The following is a 20,513-nucleotide window of genomic DNA, read 5'->3' as shown; positions in this document are numbered from 1 at the left end:
AGGGTAAATTATTGTGCTATAAGTAATATCTTGTAGGTAATAACCTTAAACAACTAAACAATGAACTTAAATACCAAATTATTGCTTGGATTTCTCGCGCTAAGTGGGACTTCTTATGCTCAAACTGCTGGTCAGAGCCCAGGTTCTGGTAGAAATGAGACTAGATCGGCAGCTACAATTTCCTCCATTACCCAAGGACTTAAAAAGTATGAGGGTTATTTCAATTTTTACTACGATGAGAAAACGGGTAAAATTTATTTGGAAATCGACAAGTTAAACCAGGACTTTTTATATTTCAGTTCCTTGTCGACTGGTGTAGGAAATGGTGGTCCGGAACGTGGCCAGGGATCCTCAGCTATCGCTAAGTTTGTGAAAGAAGGAACAAAAGTCCTATTAGTTGAACCGGTATATAACTATCGTGGTATAAGCAATAATAAAGACGAGCAGGATGCTGTGACAAACAACTTTGCCAAGTCTGTGATCTTTGGTTTTGTGCCGGTGGCTACAGAAAATGGGAAAATATTGATTGATCTAACCGCTTTTATTATCCGGGACAGTCAGAATATCGGTGCCCGTTTAGGCATCAGTCAGCTTGCAGGTTTACGTTCGTCTAGTTCCGCTGGTGCAAGTTATCGGATGGACGATACACGATCCACAATCTTTATGGGTAATACAAAAAATTTCCCTAAGAATACAGAGTTTGAGGCCTTGATCACCTTTGTGAGTTCAGGTGGTGGAGGAGGAGGAAGAGGTATTGCTCCGGATCCCTCAGCAGTAACGGTAAACATGCATCAATCTTTCGTACAACTTCCTGAGCCAGGTTTTAAAATGCGCAAGTTTGATCCACGCTCGGCATCAGGACAGTTTAGCTACATGGATTTTTCTGCACCTATGTCGGAACCAATGGTAAAGAAATTTATCAGAAGACATCGGTTAGAAAAGAAGAACCCTGATGCTGCAGTGAGTGAACCGGTAAAACCAATCATGTATTATGTTGATCGGGGAGCGCCGGAGCCAATCAAGAAAGCGTTAATTGAAGGGGGAGCATGGTGGAATCAAGCATTCGAAGCTGCTGGCTATAAGAATGCATTTATTGTTCAGGAATTACCCGAAGGAGCCGACCCAATGGATATAAGATACAATATTGTGAACTGGATTACACGATCAGGCAACCCTGCCAGGGCCTTTTCTACAGGACAGTCCTATATTGATCCGCGCACAGGCGAAATTATGAAGGGCGTAGTTACCCTGGGATCAGACAGGCATAGACAGGATTATCTGATAGCTGTAGGACTCTTGCAACCGTATACTGATGGTAAACCAGTGTCAGATGTTATGGAGAAGCTCGCGATTTCTAGAATTAAGCAATTATCGGCACACGAAATCGGCCATACACTTGGTTTTAGTCACAACTTTGCTGCCAGCCCCAAAGACCGTGCTTCAGTTATGGACTATCCATATCCTAGATTTTCTTTAAAAGCCGATGGTACAGTGGATTTATCTGATGCTTATGCTAAGGGTATAGGATCATGGGATAAACGTTCTGTAATGTGGGCTTACACGGAGTTTAAGAAAGGAGCCGATGAAAACAAGGAGCTCGACAAGATTATGGCCGAGACGCTAAAACAAGGTTACCAATATATTCCTGACATTGGTGGCAATACACATCCGAACTCAAACCAGTGGGAGGATGGTGTAAATACCATTGATCAGATGACAAACATCATGACCGTGAGGAGAAAGGTACTTGACAACTTTTCTGAAAAAGCAATCCGTGAGGGTGAACCAATGGCGACAATAGAAGAAGTATTAGTTCCAATTTACTTGTTGCATCGCTATCAGATTGAGGCGGTAGCAAAATCTGTGGGTGGACTTTACTTCACGCATGCGGTGAAAAATGATGGGCAGATACCAACTAAAATGGTTGCACCTGCCGAACAATGGCGTGCTTTTGAATCTTTGATGAGTACTATCACACCTGATGCGTTGGCATTACCAGAACAGTTGATTCAAAAAATTGCACCACGTCCATCAGGTTATCAATCCACGGTAGAGAATTTCTCTGGTCATACCGGTCCAACATTTGATCCAATCGCTGCTGCTGAATCTGCTGCGAGCACAACATTATCTTATCTTTTGGATGCTGAACGTGCGGCACGATTGATCGAATTTTCAGGTAGAGACGTATCTCAACCCGGATTTATGCCTGTGGTTGATAAGCTGATTGATAGGACATGGAAGGCACCGGTGCTTCCGGGTTACAAAGGCGAGCTGCAGACGATGGTGAACAATCAGGTGCTGAAGTATCTGCTGCAGTTGGGAGCAAATACCAGGGCTTCCGAAATTGTTCGTGGCCAGGCTTTATTAAAAATTGAAGATCTGAAAAGTTGGATGACTAGCACGCAATCTAGTGCTACACCTGCGCAAAGGGCAAGCATGCTGTTCGCGCTGACACAGATTGACGCTTTTAAACAAGACCCCAATAAGTTTCAACCGCCAGCAGCTACTGATATGCCGCCGGGGGCTCCGATTGGAATGCCTAATATGAGTTTCTTTAACGAAGGACCGTCCTACTAGTCAGACTGAATGAAAAAGCTATTTGAAATCAGGTTATTTCTCTGAATTCAAATAGCTTTTTCATTAAAATAACAGTAAGTTTATTTCTAAATCCAATTAAAGATGAAAAATATTTTACTGTTATTGGTGTTATTCAGCTTTTCGGCCAAAATATCACATGCGCAGGATAGGCCTAAAATTATATTGTTGATGCGCCATGCGGAGAAAGCATCTAATGGTGGTTCAGATCCTGATCTTTCTGAAAAAGGTAAAGCATTTGCAACCCTGCTAAATACTAATTTTGCTGAATTGAAAATAGACGCTGTGTACGCAACGGATTACAAAAGGACGAAGCAAACAGTAATGCCTCTTGCCGAAAAAAATGCGTTGGAGATTAAAGTTTATGATGCAACTAAAAGTGCAGATCTTGTAAAGCGCATTGGCGATTCCAAAGACCAGGTGATTGTTATCGCTGGTCATTCCAATACTGTTAATTTGGTATTCAACGAACTGGTTAAATCCACACAGCTCGCAGCATTGCCCGATGACGAATATGGAAAAGTATTTATCATCTACTATGACAAAGGCAATCCTGCAAATAGTTCATTTGTTAAGATGAGGCTATAGGTCAGATTTTAGCCAACCGGTAATGCTCATTCGAGGCTTGTTTGTTAACGCTACCTCGTGCAACAGTTCGCTGCTTTTAAAAAACACACTTTTCCCGTTTAACGGCGTGATTTTTTGTTCAAAAGTATCGTGATGAATACAGAGTTCACCACCGTCTCCGGTCTGCCAGCTTTCGTTTAGGTACATAATCATAGAGAATTGACGACTGTCATTATTTCGAAATTGATCAATATGTTTCTTGTAAAAACTTCCTTCTTCATACAGGGCGTAATGAAATTCATAGCTTGTGATTGAGGTGTAGCACGTACTGTTAAGGTGTTTAACAAAATCATCAATTAACGCGAAAAATTCATCTTCATAGGGGTCGTTGTGACTAGGGTCGAGCCAATAGATCTGATCACTTCTAACAGCTTTATTTTGAACAGCAAGTGCCTCATTTCCAGTTCCTGCATTTTGCATCTTCCGGTTTTGGTAAAGCAGGGCAAGATTTTCCTTGAGATGTGCCGCCAGACGTTTAGTCAGGAAGCCTTCTGTAATACCTACACTATTATCAATGTAGCTATCAATTAGGGTATTAAAGATTTTTTGCACCGATGGTGGCTTAGGCACTGTGAATGACTAAGCTACATAAATGAAACTCAATTAGCTATTTTAAGCCTATTTATAATATCTGTTCAGGATTTCCTGAAGTTCGGCAGGCTTAAGTGGTTTTTTCAGTAGCTTGACAACATATGGATTGGCCTCTGCTTTTTGAATATCTCCGAAATCAAGTGTTGAGGAAAGCATGGCTATCCAGCACGTTTGAGTGAAGCTAACGGGGAGTTTTCTATAATGTTCAAGAAATTCAAATCCATCCATTTCCGGCATTTGAATATCGAGCAAAATAAAATTAGGTAAAATTTGGTTATCGCCAAGATTACGCTGCAGAAAGTTAAGCGCTTCTTCTGCTGATTGACAAATGATGACCTCGTCAAACAATTTAGTAATTGAGATAATTTTTGAATTGATTTTTAGGTCAACTTCATTATCATCAATAATCATTACACGCTTTTGATCACTGATTTGTGCCATTGGGAATTTTTATTTTAAATGTGGTACCAATCGCGATGTCGGAGATCACTGATATTTTTCCATTTATTTTGTTAAGCGCTTCTTTCACAATGAACAGTCCGAGGCCGCTACCATGGTGATTTTTACTTTTAAAGAATTGCGTAAATATTTTTTCCAAATGCTCATTCAAAATCCCCATACCGTTATCATTAATGCTGATTTCGACATGTTGTGTGGTAACTACAATATCTATGTTGACTTTTTTATTAGCTTCCGTTGTTTTTTGATATTTAATAGCATTAGAGATCAGATTACCAAGGATAACCTCAATACGAAATGCGTCTCCCATGAAATCGACTTCCTGATCTATTTTGATATTAAACTGCGTTTCCCGATCTGTATAGGAGTATAAATCTATGAGTTCTGAAATCAGTTTTCTGAAGTCAACTTGAGAGTGTTCAGTTATGTTTTTATTGTTCTTATAATACTGCAGTGTTTTTTGAATATAATAATCAAGTTTATTGGAGCAGGTTTCTATGAGGCTCCAGTACTCTCCGCTGGATTCGAAAAGGTCTTCCATCTTGACAAGATTAACAATGCCAATAACAGATACCAGTGGAGCCCTCAGCTCATGCGAGATTGAATAAATAAATCTATTGAGTTCGTCATTGGTTTTTTCGAGTTCAGCAATCTTATTTCGTAAATCTATTTTTGATTTATAGGCATCGTAGGCATTTTTGATTGAATTATGTAACTCGAGATCACTCCAGGGCTTAGTGATATACCTGTAAATATCTCCATGATTGATGGCGTCTGCGAGAGCTTCTATATCGGTATAACCAGTTAAAAGTATCCGTACAGGGTCTGGAAAGGTGTGGGTAATGCTTTTAAAAAACTGTACTCCCGTCATCTCTGGCATTTTTTGGTCAGCAATAATGACATGGACATCAATATTTTCGAGAATTTTTAAACCTTCCGCTGCAGATGTTGCGGTGTAAATTTCGTATTGTCTTCTAAAGCTGGCTTTGAAGGCATTTAAGTTATTTTCCTCATCATCTATATACAGAACTCTTACAGTTGGAGCATTCATATTAAATGGGTTATAGTGTATTTAAAGGCAAGGTAATAATAAATTCAGTACCAAAATCTACTTTTGAAATAACTTCAATCGTACCATGATGACTTTCGATAATTCTGAACACAATTGATAAACCCAGGCCGGTACCTTCGCCCACGTCTTTGGTTGTAAAGAAAGGTTCAAAGATCTTTTGTTTCACTTGATCATCCATTCCTGTACCCGAGTCTCGGATACTTACCTTAGCAAATTTTCCTTCTTGCCAGGTTTTTATTTCCAGAAGCTCAGTTTCGGACGGTACCGTCTTGGATTTGATAGCCTGAACGGCATTAGTAATCAGGTTCATAAAGACCTGGTTAATTTTGCCTGGTAAACATTCGACATTATCCAGTTCACTGTAATTCTTGATTACAGTTAGATTTGAAGGAAATGTACTTTTAACCAACACGAGAGTTGAGTCCAGTCCCTCGTTGAGATTGATTGGTTTGGTATCGCTTTCATCAAGCCTGCTGAAGTTTTTGAGACTTCGTATGATCTCGGCTGTTCTTCTGGCGCCTTCATCTATACCTGAAAGCAAGGCCTGTATTTCTGTTTTTACGAAGTCGAGATCAATCTGTTTTTTAAACTTAGCTATTTCGGCGAGTTGCTCCTGCAGATTTCCATCAAAATCAAGTGCTTCATATTGCGCAATAACCTCATTCAGATCGTTTATGTCGAGCTGCAGAGGTTTAATATTAGAGGTGACAAAATTGATCGGATTATTGATCTCATGTGCTATACCAGCTGTAAGCTGACCGAGCCCAGCCATTTTTTCTGATTCTACCAGCTGCGATTGCGCCTCCTTCAAGTTATCTAGTGCATGGCTTAGAGAATCATTGGCATTTACGAGTTCTTCTGTTCGTTCTTTTACGTTTTTCTCCAACACAATGTTCTGCTCGCGCACGAGTTTTTCATTTTCTGTCAGGATACGTAAAGCGTCTGCCTGTGATGCTTCTTTTTCTTTTTTCAACGTGTTGATACGGTCGGCGAGCGCAAAGGAGAGCAAGGTTACTTCCAACGCAGATCCGAAAGGCATCATGTTAAAAGTAATGGTATTATATGGAAGTATATTATAATCCTTTAATACAAAAATGCATAAACCAAGAAGAAACACGCTCCAGGCCACAATGAAGAATTTTGCTGAACGGTATCCTTTTTTTGATATCAAATAAGCTGTAACCAGCATTGTCAGTGCAATTGTTATTGCGGCGACCTGTAATAATTGATAGGATTGATTTAAATTTCCCAGGAGCAGTTGGATAAACGCAAAAGCATAAGGAATATAAAAGATGTTCAGGTACTTATGTAATTTTGGAAGATATTCGGAAGTATGCAGAAACTTCTTCATAAACTGCAATCCCGTTAATGCTGCCAGGGGCGTTAATATATAGACCGCATAGGTTGACAGCAAAACATTGTGTGGCCAAAGATATTTAAAGGGAAATCCTTGAAAATTAGCCTGGAGCAAGCCTATGAAGAAGATATTAATGATGTAATAAAGATATGTGTTATCCTTTGTTGATATAAACAGAAAAAGGTTGTACACAAACATGGCAACAAATACACCTACGAAAATCCCAAAAATGAGAAAGGAGTCGGCATTGCTGTTCATGATAATTTTGCTCTGACAGAGGGTCAAAGGCACCTGAAGTTGTTCACTTCCTTGTATACGAAGTAACAGCGTTGTTTCCTGATTTGGGTTGACATTAAATCTAAATGTACTGAAGGGATTATCAAAACGTCTGTTATAATATGGTCGCCGGTCTCCGATATACTCAACATCTACTAGTTTATCCTGTTGGTCAAATTGATAAAAATCGACGAAATCCAGTGTAGGCAGTGGAATTTGCAGGATGAGTTGTGGATCTTTTGTGTTATTTCTAACCCGTATTTTAATCCAGTATGCGGCTTTGCTGATTCCAAGATTTGGGACTGCAGTCTCTATTGCTTTATACGCATTGCTCTTAAAGGCAGTTATTGCATTTAGGCGGTGGTTTGTATCTGTGAGGAGTACTACTTGGGTTCCGAAGTTATTAACGGTTTCATTTTCATTGAGTATGATACGCTGTTGTGCTGAAAGCGGAAGGGCGCTAAGCATTAAGAAACCGAGCACAAACGAAAGGACAACCGGAAATTTAATCATATACAGGGAGCAATAATTTATAGTCGATATCAACATCGCCTTTAGGGCCTGGCTCTATGGTATGCTGTATAGGGTTGTTGCGCAGATCGAATATTCTATTTCTATCATATTCGTCGGCTGTTTCCAGTGTCTCCGCGTTCATCTTTCTCAGTACCCGAGCGATATAGCTGTCTTTTGGGTAAATAAATTCACCTCCATCGCCGAGAGAATCCTCAACGATAAAGCCAACCCGCGTTACCATAGGCATGGTGTAATCACCGCAAATTGTAAATAATGAGGCGAGGCGGATCTGGTTTACGATAGCAATACCTGCCCGGACCAGAAATAAACTGATACCTATTCCCGCAACGCTTTTAGCATTCCATAATCCACAAAGCTCACCTGTACCGTCGTCAAAATACTCATTGATAACTGATGCAACTTTAGGATCCATATATCCCACGGCTTTCTCTACGGGCAGGGGATGCGTTCCATCAGCTATGTGTACGCGTACACCACCGACAATTTTTCCTTCTTCATCAATGGCCACAATACCGTGAACATTTGGGAGGTCCATCCATTGTCTGTTGTTGGTTGTAATGTTGGTTATTCCGTAGTCCTGTAATACAGAAACATGCCCCTGAAGGTATTCTTCACAGGTTGCCTGATCTTTAATTGCAGTGAATGACCGAAAAGTTATTTTTCTCATAATTTTAGGAAAACTGTAAGATATCTTCCAGGGGTCTTTTGAGAGATCGGGTAGAGGCTGCATCCGCATAGGAGAGGCGAAACATAAATAATGGCGTACGCGTATTTAGCACAGTAAATACTTCTCGTAGTTCATCTTGAAGTTGGTGTAGTTCGTCTATCATATTTTGTGGCATTCCTTCACCGCCAGTTTGATTTAGTCGGTCAAAGATAAACAATCCCCCGCTTAGCGGTTGAAAGGCGAGTCCGTTGAGGTTTGCTTTAATCCAGGCACGTTGGAGGGCTTCTCCGCCTTTGATGAAGTTCTCATTGGAATAGGTGGGCATCGTAACCATTCCTATTGCCGAAGAGCTCAACACAGAACCTCTGGATATTTTTTCAAATGCAGCGCCGCCGCCCCATTTATTCAGTAAGGTTATGACTTCGGGGTTTGAGGCAACCATCAAGCCCGTACGGTCACTCTCGGAGATTTCGAGTGTTGCGATATCAAGTCCTTCCAGGATAGGAGTGCCAGCCGCATCTGGGAATTTAAGCTCCTGAGCAAACAACTCATAATGGCCCTGTGGATAAAGGAACCTGATTCTTTCGACGGCGGATACGATATGTGCAATTTTGGCGATCGATACATTATCGTCGATAATCTCAAGTGTAGCCTCTGGATTCAGATTTACAATTTCCTTAAGTTCTTGTTTTAGTTCAGTTGGGAGCACTTTTTGACTGCCTTTCTTACGGTTTGTTAAACGCAACCCCAATCCTGAGCTCAGCTCTGGACAATAAGAAGAACCGTTAGATTCGCTGAACGTAAACGCAGCGATGAGTTTGGTATCTTCAGGATTCGGGAAAGGGTAGTATTTTACGGAAAGGCCAATACTGCCTGCTTTAATTTTAAGATTTTCGATTGATGCACCGAGGGAAATATAAGATGCGGTATTTTTAAAATCTATCCATGAGGCAGACTGTTTTTCATCATGAAAAAGGAATAGATGTCCCTGATCAAATAACCACTTCCAGGGTTGATTATTTCCGCCTGAAGGCGCAGTAGCTGCAGCAGTAACCAATTGGTTAACTTGTGTCTCAGAAAGAACAGTTAAGTGTTCGGGCAGTTCTCCAAGATTACGTACCGCTTCTTTCATGACCTCCAACGTTAGCTCAGGTGCGGAGTATCTTATATAAGTATAATCATTATTTTCAGGTTGTTTTTTATCAGCTATAAGCGCTTCTAAGTCCACCCAGTATCTTCCTGAATCGGTATATTGGCCGAGGATAATCCTGCGGGATACATCTGCGCCAAGGGCACCGCCGAGCGTAACCGCTGATGCGAGCTGTGGCCATGTCGTTATCGACTGGCCCACTTCAACCATAGACGCTTTTAAACGTGCAGAAGCAGTCTCCAATCCTACCATAGGCAGGAGGTATGGTATTTTTTCTTCGTTTGTTTTGAGTTCTTTTATTTTCGTATGATCCAGGTGGTCTATTAATCCATGTAAAATAGGACGATCTGGCTCGAGATCAAATCTTTCAACATCCAAGGTTCCTTTATCACTTGCATCCATCACCACAGGAACCTGAAGCGCTTTAGCTTTATGTCTGAGTAATATTTTAATGTCCAGTCCATCACATTCATCAATAATGACATCAAGCTTTCCTCCGTCAAGAAAAAAGCTATCCATGTTTTCTTCCGTAAGGCCGTCGCCAAAACTGGTGACTTTTAGAAAAGGATCAATTTCTTTAATCTCACGTGCTACGATAACAACTTTAGGGAGACCAAGATTATGCACTCCAGTACGAATGCGGTTAAGATTTGTTAGTTCCAATAGGTCGAAGTCAGCCAATCTAATTTCGCCAAAGCCACGTTCCATTGCCATCGTAATCGACACAGACTGACCTACAGATAAGCCCACTACGCCGATTTTTTTACTTGCTAAGATGTCGCGCTCCTCCCGGGTAATTTTGTACATATTGCGATTGGTACGCATTTCTATAAATTCAGCTTCGTCTAGCAGGTGAACAAGTGTTTCTGACCATGGGTAGTATACCCAGACACCATATTGTAAAAAACTAAAATTGCCGATATGTTGTTTCTTAAGCGCGTTTAATTCATCAGGTTCAGGCTTTTTCTTTGGATACCTGGATTTGATTAACTCATCAAGTTGCGAGTCGATCTGGTCGTGAATGCGAATGTGAGGTTTAGCCTCTAAAAGTCTTTCAAGTTTATCCTGATCTTCTTTAATATGAATTCTAAAAAATTGAGGCTCAATGGAGAAGTCGTTCTCGGTCAGATAGTTTTCGAGTTGTAACATGAATAGATAATGTGCTTAGGGCTAAAAATAAGGATTTTTATAATACAAAAATAGCTATATTTCATAGATAATTATCATTTCCGATGGTATTTGTTGACTTTTGTGTAAATTTGTTCAGGATGGATACAAACACGATTAACATACTCTATATAGACGATGAGCCGCACAATCTGAATGCTTTCAGGGCATCTTTCAGGAGGTCGTTTGGTGTCTTTACTGCCGAATCTGGTGCTGCTGCTTTGCCTATTTTAGCGAGCGAAGATATTCACATCATTATCACTGATCAGCGGATGCCGAATATGACGGGTGTGGAATTTCTTGAGTCGATATTAACGACGTATCCAGATCCGATCAGGATCTTGCTTACCGGGTATTCCGACCTTTCTGCGGTAATCGACGCGATCAATAAAGGGCAAGTTTATCTTTACGTTACTAAGCCATGGCAGGAGGACGAGTTGCGGTTGAATCTTGAAAAGGCATTTGAGGTCTTTGCGCTCAGAAAAGAAAATAAGGTTTTGAATGATCAGCTGATGCTTGTGAATGAACAGTTGGAATTTATGCTGAGACAGAAACTACTATCTTAATCAGATATATAGAAGCTGTTTTAGCGATACTTACATTTCTTTGACCAGATTAGTTTCTTAGTACTCATAAAAGAAATATCTTTAGTAATTAAATATAACAATGGCAGACAATACCATTAACGTTTTATATGTAGATGACGAGGCTCATAACCTGAATTCCTTTAAAGCAGGTTTCAGACGGAAATTCAATATTTTCATCGCTGACTCTGCAGTTGAGGGAAGGAAGATTCTCGAAACAGAAGATATACATGTGATTCTTACAGATCAACGCATGCCTGTGACTACGGGTATTGAATTTCTTGAATCTATAATTCCAGATTTCCCTGAGCCTATAAGGATATTGATGACAGGCTATGCAGATATCAATGCTGTTATTGATGCAATTAATAAGGGTAAAGTTTATAAATATATTCAGAAACCCTGGATGGACGAAGATCTTAGAATCAATGTTGAAAAAGCATTTGAGATATTTGCGTTGAGGAGAGAGAAGCGCGAGCTTACAGAAAAACTGCTTCTAGCAAACCAGCAGTTGGAAGACATGCTCGAAAAAAATCTTCCGCACTAGCGCTATGCTTTTATGAAACCTTTGTGGCGGATAATATTGTGTTTTTTTTGTTTATGCTTTGCCAGCTCAGCAAGCAAAGCGCAAAGCGTGTCAAACGAAGGTTTGGATTTCTGGGCTGTCTTTCCAACGCATATTCCGTCAAATGGGGCATTTGCACAAATGTCCATCTACATTACTGCAACTAAAGCAAGTAGGGGAAACGTATTAATCGGTAGTGCTGCAATACCCTTTACGGTATCTGCCAATCAGATTGTAGAGATCCCCATTCCATATGATTTGGCAAATATCGCTGATTCGGATGGAAATAAAGTACTTAGCGATAAGTCGATCCATATTGTTGTTGATACGGGTCAGCCTAAAGTAGCGGTTTTTGCACTGATCTCTGCTCAGGCACGTTCGGAGGCTTACCTTGTACTTCCTACTGAAGTAATGGGACAGCGTTATTATGCGATGAGCGAAGCTTCTCCTACAGTTGCTGGCTTTAATGGAATCAGCGGAAAACCTTATATTATTGTAATTGCTACTGAAGACAACACTGACATTACACTGAAAAATAATAATGGTATCGACGTTTCGGTGCATTTGAGTAAGAAGGGAGATATGTATGAGTTTTTGGATGTCAAAGACGTTACCGGTACACTGATTCAAACCAACGGTTGTCAGAAATTTGCTGCATTTTCCGGACATTCCGGTATCGCGATCCAGGGAAATAGTGCAGATCCGCTAATACAGCAGCTATACCCTCTCGAAAGCTGGGGCAAGACTTATGGTATTATTCCCTTTATAGACCGAAATTATTATTACAAAATTATAGCGGCCGAGAACAATACAAAGATCAGTATTGATGGCGTGCAAACGGCTAGCTTAAACGCTGGTGAGGTTTATGTGCCCGCTGCATTACCACTTACGACGCCTTATCTTGTTACCGCGAACCTCCCGATTTCTATTGCCCAATTTGCCTACTCGCAATCTTCATTGTCTGCAAGCTCTGCTCCGGTTACAGGAGATCCCGATATGGTTATTCTGAATCCCGAGGAGTATAACATTAAGCAAATTACGTTGTTTGCGTCTTTCGTAAGAACGGTTCAGGAGTTTTACCTTAATGTTTTTATGAAGACCAGCGGTGTTTCTACATTTAAAATAAATGGTGTTCCAGCTAACGCGATCTGGAAACAAATGGGCTCCAATCCTGCATATTCGTATGCCCAAATCCCCTATTCGAACTCCACAAGTCTCACACTTTCTGCTGACGAGGGATTTAATGCCATGGCCTACGGATTTGGTAATGTTGAGTCTTACGCTTATTCGGCGGGAACTAATTTAGCTGTGAGTAACTTTTTGAAACTAACAAACGTGAATGCGAACGTTACCGGGGATGATGGATGTATCGGGCAGCCGCTTACTGTGAAAGTTATTTTGCCGGGAGCCGCTAAAACATTAAACTGGAAGTTTGAAGATGCCAGTTTAAATAAAACAGTTACAAATCCTGTGGCTACAATTACGACTTCTGCTGAGGGTATTTTGCAATATGAATATGTCTATCCCGGGCGTGTAACGTATGGCACTTTGGGCACGCACCGGGTTACACTTAATGCTGATCTGGAAGCGGGATTAAATCCTTGTACTTCAGGGAATGTTACTTACACCTATGACTTTGAAATTGTGCAGCCGGAAATTTTTTTACCGGATGTGGTTAAAATTCTCCCTGGCGGTGTCACTAACATCAAAGGGTCAACGAAGAATCTTAACTTAACGTACAAATGGAGTCCTCAAACTGGTCTAAGCGATCCGTCGATCATTAATCCTAATGTTTCCACAACCCATGATCAATTGTATACGTTGACAGCGACATCTGATTTAGGCTGCATAACTACAGCGGAAGTGTTGGTACAGGTTGTGGATAGTTTCGATATTCCGAATACTTTTTCTCCAAATGGAGATGGAATAAATGATGTTTGGAATTTGCAATTACTAAATACTTACTTAAATTCACTGGTTGAAGTATTTAACCGAAATGGGGAAAAGGTATTTTCAAGCATTGGATATGCAAATCCCTTTGATGGTAATTACCAGGGAAAGGCATTACCAGTGGGAACCTATTATTATATTATTACACCGAGAAATGGAAAACAAAATAAAACAGGTCCATTAACTATAATCAGATAACGTGAGCTACAAAATTGGACTTGTCTTTGTTTTTGTTTTAACTATCGGGTATTGTTCTGCTCAGCAAAAACCACAATACACGCAATATATTTTCAATAATTATCTTTTGAATCCAGCTTTGAGTGGGATAGAGAATTATACAGATGTCAAACTTGGATTTAGGCAACAGTGGCAGGGTATAACAGACGCTCCACGAACTAGTTTTGTATCTGCCAACTGGGCCCTCGGTGATGATTATTTGTGGAAGAACCCCTTGACGATGCCTGCGAATGGCGAGCCACCAATGAGTAGAAACTACATGCAAAACTATATGTCATCACCCGCCCATCATGGAGTAGGTTTTGTAGCGGTAGTGGATAAGGCGGGTCCAATAAGTACAGTTAATTTAAATGCAACCTATGCTTATCATCTGGAATTAAACGATGCCCTAAACCTATCCGTTGGTGTTGCCGCAGGTTTTAACAGAGTTGCTTTGGATGCTAATGCGTTACAGCTCGAAAACCCGCAGGATCCTGCTTTATCCAATACGATTATTAGTCAGTTTAAGCCCGATGTAGGTCTCGGTATATGGTTATATGGCGCTCGTTTTTTTGCTGGTGCTTCCGCCCAACAAATTCTTCCTCAGAAACTGTCATTTACAAGTGATCCGGCGTATACCCAGGGAAAAGAAGTGGCACATTACTTTGTGACCGCTGGTTATAAGTTGTTTTTTAACGAAGATATTTCTGCTATTCCATCATTGATGTTCCGTCATGCAAAAGCTACACCACTCAGTGTAGATGCCAATCTTAAGATTTCCTTCAAAGACAGGTTTTGGATAGGAGGTAGTTATAGGAAAAATGACTCCTATGCTGCGCTCGCAGGCATCAATATCAACAACTTCATGAACTTAACATATGCGTATGATCTGACAACTTCTGAATTGAGAAGTTATACCAATGGTAGTCACGAGATTGTACTTGGTTTTCAACTTAACAATATTTACCATGTGTTAAGCAGTACGCGGATGTGGTAAGTGTTTAAAGTTCCTTGCGCAATCTAGCTACAGGAATATTCATTTGTTCCCGGTACTTGGCAACAGTCCTTCTAGCGATATTATAACCACGGTCTTTAAGGATTTCAGTCAATTTTTCATCTGCAAGGGGTTTGCGCTTATCTTCATTCCCTATACAATCTTCCAGAATCTTCTTTACTTCTTTGTTGGAAACTTCTTCACCACTTTCAGTTTGTATTGCTTCGGAAAAGAAGGATTTAAGGAGAAAAGTACCAAATTCTGTTTGTACGTATTTTGAATTTGCTACGCGAGACACCGTAGAGATATCCATATCTATTTTATCTGCGATGTCCTTAAGAATCATCGGACGCATTTTACGCTCATCGCCTGTTAAAAGATATTCATACTGATATTGCATAATAGCGTTCATCGTTTTTAACAAAGTTTGTTGCCTTTGTTTTATAGCATCGATAAACCATTTTGCGGAATCCAGTTTCTGTTTTACAAATTGAACCGCTTCTTTCAGCTTTTTATCCTTCTGTGCTGCTTTATCATAATGATCAAACATATCAATGTACGACCGGCTTACTCTAAGTTCAGGTGCGTTTTTTGAATTTAGTGTCAGGATAAGTACACTATCGTTATTAGAAATATGAAAATCAGGAATTACCTGAAGTTGCTTAGTTGTAACCTGATTAGAATCGCCCGGTTTTGGATTGAGCCTTAGGATTTCATTGATGATTTCTTTTAGGTCTTCACTATTCAACCCTAGAGATTTCTCCAACTTGTCGTAATGCTTACGGGTAAACTCATCCAGATAATTTTCTACGATAACAATAGCTTTTAAAATGATCGGATTATTTGTGTCTTTACGTTTCAATTGGAGGGTGAGACACTCCTGCAGGTCTCTTGCTGCGATCCCTGGGGGATCAAAGCTCTGAATTACTTTAAGCATTTCGAGCACATCCTCTTCTTCCACCATAACATTTTGAGAGAACGCAAGGTCATCGATCATGGAAGTTATAGGTCTGCGGAGATATCCGTCATCATCAAGGCTTCCAATGATTTGTTTCCCGATGATAAAATCACTATCTGATAAAGGCACGAGGTCAAGTTGTTCCTGAAGACTTTCAAAGAAAGTACTTTCGATAGCTATCGGCGTTTCTTTTTTCTCTTCGTCGTCATCTCCATTGTTGTAAGATGTACTGTAGTCATTCACACTGTCGTCTTGCAGATAATCATCCACATTAAATTCGTCGGTATGCTCTTCTTTTGCTCCTGCATCGAAGTCATCAGGTGCATCATTTAAGTCATCATATTCCCCCTTCGGTTCTTCTGCTATCATCAAACTAGGATCCTCTAAGGCAGGATTTTCTTCAAGTTCTTCTTTTATGCGGGTGTCTAAGGCCACAGTAGGTACTTGCAACAGTTTAATGAACTGTATTTGCTGAGGAGAAAGTTTCTGAAGTAGTTTTTGTTGTAAATGTTGTTTAAGCATGGTGTAGCAAAGGGTATTTGTAGACGATCAAAAATAGGCATTTGATTTAGATATAAACTAATCGCGGTTACTATTATTAGTAGCGAGTTGATTTTTTGGAGTTTAAACGTTCATTCTTTGAAATAAAGTTATTACTTTTAACGTATTCATCTCTAGTTATTCTGAAATCGGTATGAGTTTTATTAAGGAGTTTAAAGAGTTTGCCGTAAAAGGTAACGTGGTAGATCTAGCGGTCGGTGTAATCATCGGTGGGGCTTTTGGGAAAATCGTCACCTCTATGGTAAACGATCTTATCATGCCTCCCATCAGTTTATTGATTGGTGATAAGGGATTTGCCAATTTTTACTTTCCACTGAATTCCAAGGTGAGGGAATTTGTTGCCACTAATCCAAACGCTTCTCTTGAAGACGCAAAAAAAGCCGGGCCTGTATTTGCATGGGGAAATTTTGTGACTGAAGTAATAAACTTTATCATCCTTGCCTTTATCATATTTTTGATGGTGAAGGCCATAAATGCGATGAAACGTAAACAAGAAGAAGCACCTAAAGCCGCGCCGACACCAACAAAAGAAGAAATGTTACTGGGAGAGATCAGGGACATTTTAAAATCAAAATAACCTTACTTTGTTTACCGGTAAATAACTGCATTTTACCGGCTATTTGGCTTTGTTCAAACACGGTCTATATGTAGATGATATGTTGATGCCTACTTTTAATAAAAAAAATAGTCATGGAAAATCATATCAATACTAACCAAAATCAATCCAAACGTTTAGTTGGCGGTGTCATCATGCTGCTGGTAGGGTTAATTTTCCTACTTAGGAACCTTGGAATGTATATTCCTGGGTGGGTTTTTAGCTGGAGTACGTTTCTGATGGTGATCGGTCTGTGTATTGGCTTTAAGAGAAACTTTAGGGGTGCCGGCTGGTTGATACTTTTTGGACTCGGTAGTTATTTTACATTAGGTAAGATTACCGATCTGGATTTTGGAAGGTCTGCCCCTGCGGTATTTTTAATTGCACTCGGACTGTGGATTATTTTTAAACCAAAAGGACCCCGTAAATTTAAACGAAATAAAGAAGGCGAATTTGAGAAACCTAATCCAGAATTTGATTTCGGCCCGGCTGAGGCACAGAATAACCAGGCAAAATCCTCTGATCGGTTTGATATTGTGGATACCGTGAATATTTTCAGCGGTTCTCACCAGCATGTATTCTCTAAAAATTTTAAGGGCGGTGAGGTAGTCAGCGTATTTGGCGGTTGTGAGTTGAATCTGACCCAAGCGGATTTCGAGGGAACCATTATACTTGATGTTGTTGCAATTTTTGGGGGTGTCAAAATGCTGGTTCCTTCAGGATGGCAGGTTAAATCGGAAATTACAGCTTTATTTGGCGGAGTGGACGATAAACGAAAAATGCAGACAGGCGATGCGGAGCCTGCGAAAATAGTAATCCTGCAGGGGACGGCGGTGTTTGGTGGAATAGAAATTAAAAGTTTTTAGAAACCCTTAAGTAGAGATCAATTGACAACCAGACCACTCTCGCAGAAGCGAATTCAAAAAAGTGCTGCAGCTATTTTTTTCGGCTGGACCGTACTTGTCGCATTACTATATTATTATACGCTAAACTTCAGCGTGTATATATCCATTATTGATAGCCTGATTACGAATGGTCTTCTCGGTTTTGCCTGTATTGCCTTAAGTAATTTACTTGGCTTTTATCAGCCTAAAAAAGATGTGACGTTATATACCGTGGTAGTCGCTTTCATGTTATCGCTGATTATTATTTTTTCAGGTAATTTATTACTAGAGCAAGTTATAAGAGATGTAACGTACCTGGATTTCCTTAAGCTAACAATTGCATTACGGTTTATTATCGTATTTATTTTCCTGGCCTGGAGTGGTATTGCCAATCTACTATGGTATAAGCTAGAAGAGCAGTCTGAGGCACAGGGCAGGCTTTTGGACACACAGAATCTGGCAAAAGAAGCCGAACTGAATAAATTGAGGCATCAGTTGCAGCCGCACTTTCTTTTCAATAGCCTAAATTCTGTATACGCACTTACTATCGTTAATCCTGGAGAAGCGGGGACGATGATCACAAAACTGGCTTCTTTTTTAAGGGGAACACTCAAGCGGGACGATGAAACCTTAATCTTGGTGGCCGAAGAAATGGAATATATCCAACTTTATCTGGATATAGAAAAAGTAAGGTTTAGTCACCGGCTAAACCTTGATGTACAAGTAGATGAAAACTCATTAGGCATGAGGATGCCTGGCACTGTACTACAACCAATCGTAGAAAATGCGATTAAATTTGGTTTGTACAACACGTCAGCGCCGATTACAATAACAATACGTGTGGTGGCTGATCACGGTACACTGTTAATATCTGTCCAGAATCCATATGACCCAGATATGCAAGGTACCGAAGGAACGGGTTTTGGTTTGTCTGCTATCAGAAGAAGGTTATATTTGTTGTTTGCAGATAACAACTTATTGCAAACCCAGACTGTTGACCGCAGCCTTTTTATAACAACGCTCAGAATTCCGCAATATGATTAAGACGATACTAATTGATGACGAGCCTTTAGCAAGAGATATAGTCAGGTACTATTTGAAAGAATTTCCTGAAATAGCAATTGTTGCCGAATGCAGTGACGGTTTTGAGGGTGTTAAAGCAATTGCTCAATTTAAACCTGATTTGATTTTTCTGGACATACAAATGCCAAAGATCAATGGGTTCGAAATGATGGAGTTGTTAGAGCATAGACCAGCGGTTATTTTTACTACAGCTTTTGATGAATTTGCCATAAAGGCATTTGAAGTTAACGCTGTAGATTATTTATTGAAACCAATAGAACAACAACGATTCAGGACTGCGATACAGAAATTGTCGACCAGACTCGCTTCAGATGAAACTGAAAAAACAGCGCAGTTGCTTTCAGAAGTATCACTAAACGCATCGCAGCGAAATAGGGTGGTCGTAAAAAAAGAGGGGGTTATAAAGATAATCGCTACATCGGATATCCGGTATCTGGAAGCGAACGATGATTATGTGAAAATCAGTACAGCAGAAGGAAGCTATCAGAAGAATAAAACGATGTCTTTTTTTGAGAAAACATTGGATCCAGAGCAGTTTATAAGAATACACAGGTCGTATTTGATCAACATGTCCGAGGTTACCAAAATTGAACTTAAGGAAAAAGAGAGCTATGTTGTACTGTTGAAATCCGGGATTTGGTTACCTGTAAGTAAGTCCGGCTATGTCAAATTAAAGCAGGCTCTGGGTATTTAGGGATAAAAAAACAAACACTTCCAATAGGATTTGCATTTAAATAAAAATCCAGCTATATTTGCACTTCTTATTTAAAAAATACAGTTAAGATATAATACAGTTATGAAAAGAACATTCCAACCTTCGCAAAGAAAGAGAAGAAACAAACATGGCTTCCGCGAAAGAATGGCTACAGCAAACGGTAGAAGAGTATTAGCTTCTCGTCGTGCAAAAGGAAGAAGAAAACTATCAGTTTCTGACGAACGTCGTCACAAGGCATAATTTGATTGCAGCACTGTGTGCTGGCAGATCAATAACGTCTGCAAAAAGCGATCAAAACATGAAAACATTTTCTAAAGAAGAACGGTTATGTAGCAGGAAATTATTAGACCAGCTATTTAAAAACGGTTCTTCTTTTTTGTTATATCCATTTCGCATTTCATATCTTCGTGTAGATGAAATAGTTGAATCCCCTGTTCAGGTAGTAATTAACGTATCTAAAAAGCGATATAAAAGGGCAATAGACAGGAATCTGATCAAACGTAGGATCCGTGAAGCTTATCGCCTTCAAAAGGAGGATGTGTTGCTGGGTAAACTTCAGCAAGAAAAAGGCCTTTTGTTATTATCACTTCAGTTTGTTGGTAAAGAAAAGCATGAATTTGACTTCATGGAGAAGAAACTGCGTATGGGTTTACTAAAACTTATCACTAATCTGGGAAACCTTGAAGTACATTAATTGGCTTTTCTCATGGCTTTTTCTACTCTTGATCAGAGTGTACCAATTGGTGTTGTCTCCTGTGCTCGGTGCCAGTTGTAGATTTACACCAACCTGTTCTCAGTATGGAATTGAAGCAATTAAGAAATATGGGCCATTTAAGGGTGGATGGCTCACTTTAAAGCGAATTGGTAGTTGTCATCCCTGGGGAAAACACGGGCATGATCCTGTACCCTGATT

General features: G+C 40.0%; 20 protein-coding genes. 13 read left to right on the top strand and 7 right to left on the bottom strand.

Features of this window, described 5'->3' with window-relative positions; all coding sequences use genetic code 11:
- The first annotated feature begins 60 nt into the window (after positions 1-60).
- A complete protein-coding gene (locus tag CLV32_RS03430; RefSeq protein ID WP_133552398.1) occupies positions 61-2,577 on the top strand; it encodes a zinc-dependent metalloprotease in 2,517 nt (838 codons plus the stop codon).
- 102 nt (positions 2,578-2,679) lie between these two features.
- Positions 2,680-3,183 (top strand): SixA phosphatase family protein, encoded by a 504-nt coding sequence (locus CLV32_RS03425; RefSeq protein ID WP_133552397.1) that lies wholly within the window; start codon positions 2,680-2,682, stop codon positions 3,181-3,183.
- On the opposite strand, the gene CLV32_RS03420 is transcribed toward CLV32_RS03425, so the two are convergent.
- From CLV32_RS03420 to CLV32_RS03395, 6 genes are all read right to left on the bottom strand, one after another.
- The gene (locus CLV32_RS03420; protein WP_133552395.1) at positions 3,178-3,774 is read right to left on the bottom strand and encodes a 2OG-Fe(II) oxygenase; all 597 of its coding nucleotides are present in this window, start codon (positions 3,772-3,774) and stop codon (positions 3,178-3,180) included. The genes CLV32_RS03425 and CLV32_RS03420 overlap by 6 nt on opposite strands.
- Positions 3,775-3,840: 66 nt before the next feature.
- A complete protein-coding gene (locus CLV32_RS03415; RefSeq protein WP_133552393.1) occupies positions 3,841-4,254 on the bottom strand; it encodes a response regulator in 414 nt (137 codons plus the stop codon).
- Positions 4,238-5,323, bottom strand: coding sequence for a hybrid sensor histidine kinase/response regulator (locus tag CLV32_RS03410; protein ID WP_133552391.1), 1,086 nt, complete (start codon positions 5,321-5,323; stop codon positions 4,238-4,240). The genes CLV32_RS03415 and CLV32_RS03410 overlap by 17 nt, the downstream gene beginning before the upstream one ends.
- Positions 5,324-5,333: 10 nt before the next feature.
- On the bottom strand, positions 5,334-7,490 hold the full coding sequence (locus CLV32_RS03405; RefSeq protein ID WP_166641869.1) for a sensor histidine kinase: 2,157 nt from the start codon (positions 7,488-7,490) through the stop codon (positions 5,334-5,336).
- The gene (locus tag CLV32_RS03400; RefSeq protein WP_133552387.1) at positions 7,483-8,178 is read right to left on the bottom strand and encodes a hypothetical protein; all 696 of its coding nucleotides are present in this window, start codon (positions 8,176-8,178) and stop codon (positions 7,483-7,485) included. The genes CLV32_RS03405 and CLV32_RS03400 overlap by 8 nt, the downstream gene beginning before the upstream one ends.
- A 4-nt stretch (positions 8,179-8,182) precedes the next feature.
- Positions 8,183-10,477, bottom strand: a complete 2,295-nt coding sequence (locus tag CLV32_RS03395) for an Rv1355c family protein (RefSeq protein ID WP_133552385.1) — start codon at positions 10,475-10,477, stop codon at positions 8,183-8,185.
- Positions 10,478-10,596: 119 nt separating this feature from the next.
- Between CLV32_RS03395 and CLV32_RS03390 the strand changes: the two genes are divergently transcribed.
- The 4 genes from CLV32_RS03390 to CLV32_RS03375 all read left to right on the top strand — a co-directional run bounded on the left by CLV32_RS03390 (position 10,597) and on the right by CLV32_RS03375 (position 14,807).
- Positions 10,597-11,061: a response regulator gene (locus tag CLV32_RS03390; protein ID WP_133552383.1), complete on the top strand. Its 465-nt coding sequence runs from the start codon at positions 10,597-10,599 to the stop codon at positions 11,059-11,061.
- Positions 11,062-11,161: 100 nt separating this feature from the next.
- Entirely contained in the window at positions 11,162-11,626 is a 465-nt protein-coding gene (locus CLV32_RS03385) for a response regulator (protein ID WP_133552381.1), read from the top strand.
- An 87-nt stretch (positions 11,627-11,713) separates the two neighbouring features.
- Positions 11,714-13,792 carry a gliding motility-associated C-terminal domain-containing protein gene (locus tag CLV32_RS03380; protein ID WP_166641868.1) on the top strand — a complete coding sequence of 693 codons (2,079 nt, stop codon included), beginning with the start codon at positions 11,714-11,716 and terminating at the stop codon, positions 13,790-13,792.
- Position 13,793: 1 nt separating this feature from the next.
- Positions 13,794-14,807, top strand: coding sequence for a PorP/SprF family type IX secretion system membrane protein (locus tag CLV32_RS03375; protein ID WP_133552377.1), 1,014 nt, complete (start codon positions 13,794-13,796; stop codon positions 14,805-14,807).
- Positions 14,808-14,811: 4 nt separating this feature from the next.
- On the opposite strand, the gene rpoN is transcribed toward CLV32_RS03375, so the two are convergent.
- On the bottom strand, positions 14,812-16,284 hold the full coding sequence (gene rpoN, locus CLV32_RS03370; RefSeq protein ID WP_133552375.1) for an RNA polymerase factor sigma-54: 1,473 nt from the start codon (positions 16,282-16,284) through the stop codon (positions 14,812-14,814).
- A 172-nt stretch (positions 16,285-16,456) separates the two neighbouring features.
- Between rpoN and mscL the strand changes: the two genes are divergently transcribed.
- The 7 genes from mscL to yidD all read left to right on the top strand — a co-directional run bounded on the left by mscL (position 16,457) and on the right by yidD (position 20,511).
- Positions 16,457-16,900 (top strand): large conductance mechanosensitive channel protein MscL, encoded by a 444-nt coding sequence (mscL, locus tag CLV32_RS03365; RefSeq protein ID WP_133552373.1) that lies wholly within the window; start codon positions 16,457-16,459, stop codon positions 16,898-16,900.
- A 113-nt stretch (positions 16,901-17,013) separates the two neighbouring features.
- Positions 17,014-17,784, top strand: a complete 771-nt coding sequence (locus CLV32_RS03360) for a LiaF transmembrane domain-containing protein (RefSeq protein ID WP_133552371.1) — start codon at positions 17,014-17,016, stop codon at positions 17,782-17,784.
- A gap of 21 nt (positions 17,785-17,805) precedes the next feature.
- Entirely contained in the window at positions 17,806-18,846 is a 1,041-nt protein-coding gene (locus tag CLV32_RS03355; RefSeq protein WP_243732227.1) for a sensor histidine kinase, read from the top strand.
- A complete protein-coding gene (locus CLV32_RS03350; protein WP_133552369.1) occupies positions 18,839-19,579 on the top strand; it encodes a LytR/AlgR family response regulator transcription factor in 741 nt (246 codons plus the stop codon). Before CLV32_RS03355 ends, CLV32_RS03350 begins: the two co-directional genes overlap by 8 nt.
- 102 nt (positions 19,580-19,681) lie before the next feature.
- Entirely contained in the window at positions 19,682-19,840 is a 159-nt protein-coding gene (rpmH, locus tag CLV32_RS03345) for a 50S ribosomal protein L34 (protein ID WP_083251894.1), read from the top strand.
- Between the two features lie 58 nt (positions 19,841-19,898).
- On the top strand, positions 19,899-20,294 hold the full coding sequence (rnpA, locus tag CLV32_RS03340; protein WP_133552367.1) for a ribonuclease P protein component: 396 nt from the start codon (positions 19,899-19,901) through the stop codon (positions 20,292-20,294).
- Positions 20,281-20,511, top strand: a complete 231-nt coding sequence (gene yidD, locus CLV32_RS03335; RefSeq protein ID WP_133552365.1) for a membrane protein insertion efficiency factor YidD — start codon at positions 20,281-20,283, stop codon at positions 20,509-20,511. The genes rnpA and yidD overlap by 14 nt, the downstream gene beginning before the upstream one ends.
- Positions 20,512-20,513: the final 2 nt, after the last annotated feature.

This window comes from Pedobacter duraquae, assembly GCF_004362245.1.
In the GTDB taxonomy this organism is placed as follows: domain Bacteria; phylum Bacteroidota; class Bacteroidia; order Sphingobacteriales; family Sphingobacteriaceae; genus Pedobacter; species Pedobacter duraquae.
This window is presented reverse-complemented; position numbering and strand designations above follow the sequence as displayed.

Excerpts from the sequence above, each read along its gene's own strand:
- CLV32_RS03430 (WP_133552398.1), top strand. The coding sequence starts at position 61 with ATGAACTTAAATACCAAATTATTGCTTGGATTTCTCGCGCTAAGTGGG.
- CLV32_RS03425 (WP_133552397.1), top strand. The coding sequence starts at position 2,680 with ATGAAAAATATTTTACTGTTATTGGTGTTATTCAGCTTTTCGGCCAAA.
- CLV32_RS03415 (WP_133552393.1), bottom strand. The coding sequence starts at position 4,254 with ATGGCACAAATCAGTGATCAAAAGCGTGTAATGATTATTGATGATAAT.
- CLV32_RS03410 (WP_133552391.1), bottom strand. The coding sequence starts at position 5,323 with ATGAATGCTCCAACTGTAAGAGTTCTGTATATAGATGATGAGGAAAAT.
- CLV32_RS03405 (WP_166641869.1), bottom strand. The coding sequence starts at position 7,490 with ATGATTAAATTTCCGGTTGTCCTTTCGTTTGTGCTCGGTTTCTTAATG.
- CLV32_RS03400 (WP_133552387.1), bottom strand. The coding sequence starts at position 8,178 with ATGAGAAAAATAACTTTTCGGTCATTCACTGCAATTAAAGATCAGGCA.
- CLV32_RS03395 (WP_133552385.1), bottom strand. The coding sequence starts at position 10,477 with ATGTTACAACTCGAAAACTATCTGACCGAGAACGACTTCTCCATTGAG.
- CLV32_RS03390 (WP_133552383.1), top strand. The coding sequence starts at position 10,597 with ATGGATACAAACACGATTAACATACTCTATATAGACGATGAGCCGCAC.
- CLV32_RS03385 (WP_133552381.1), top strand. The coding sequence starts at position 11,162 with ATGGCAGACAATACCATTAACGTTTTATATGTAGATGACGAGGCTCAT.
- rpoN (WP_133552375.1), bottom strand. The coding sequence starts at position 16,284 with ATGCTTAAACAACATTTACAACAAAAACTACTTCAGAAACTTTCTCCT.
- mscL (WP_133552373.1), top strand. The coding sequence starts at position 16,457 with ATGAGTTTTATTAAGGAGTTTAAAGAGTTTGCCGTAAAAGGTAACGTG.
- CLV32_RS03360 (WP_133552371.1), top strand. The coding sequence starts at position 17,014 with ATGGAAAATCATATCAATACTAACCAAAATCAATCCAAACGTTTAGTT.
- CLV32_RS03350 (WP_133552369.1), top strand. The coding sequence starts at position 18,839 with ATGATTAAGACGATACTAATTGATGACGAGCCTTTAGCAAGAGATATA.
- rpmH (WP_083251894.1), top strand. The coding sequence starts at position 19,682 with ATGAAAAGAACATTCCAACCTTCGCAAAGAAAGAGAAGAAACAAACAT.
- rnpA (WP_133552367.1), top strand. The coding sequence starts at position 19,899 with ATGAAAACATTTTCTAAAGAAGAACGGTTATGTAGCAGGAAATTATTA.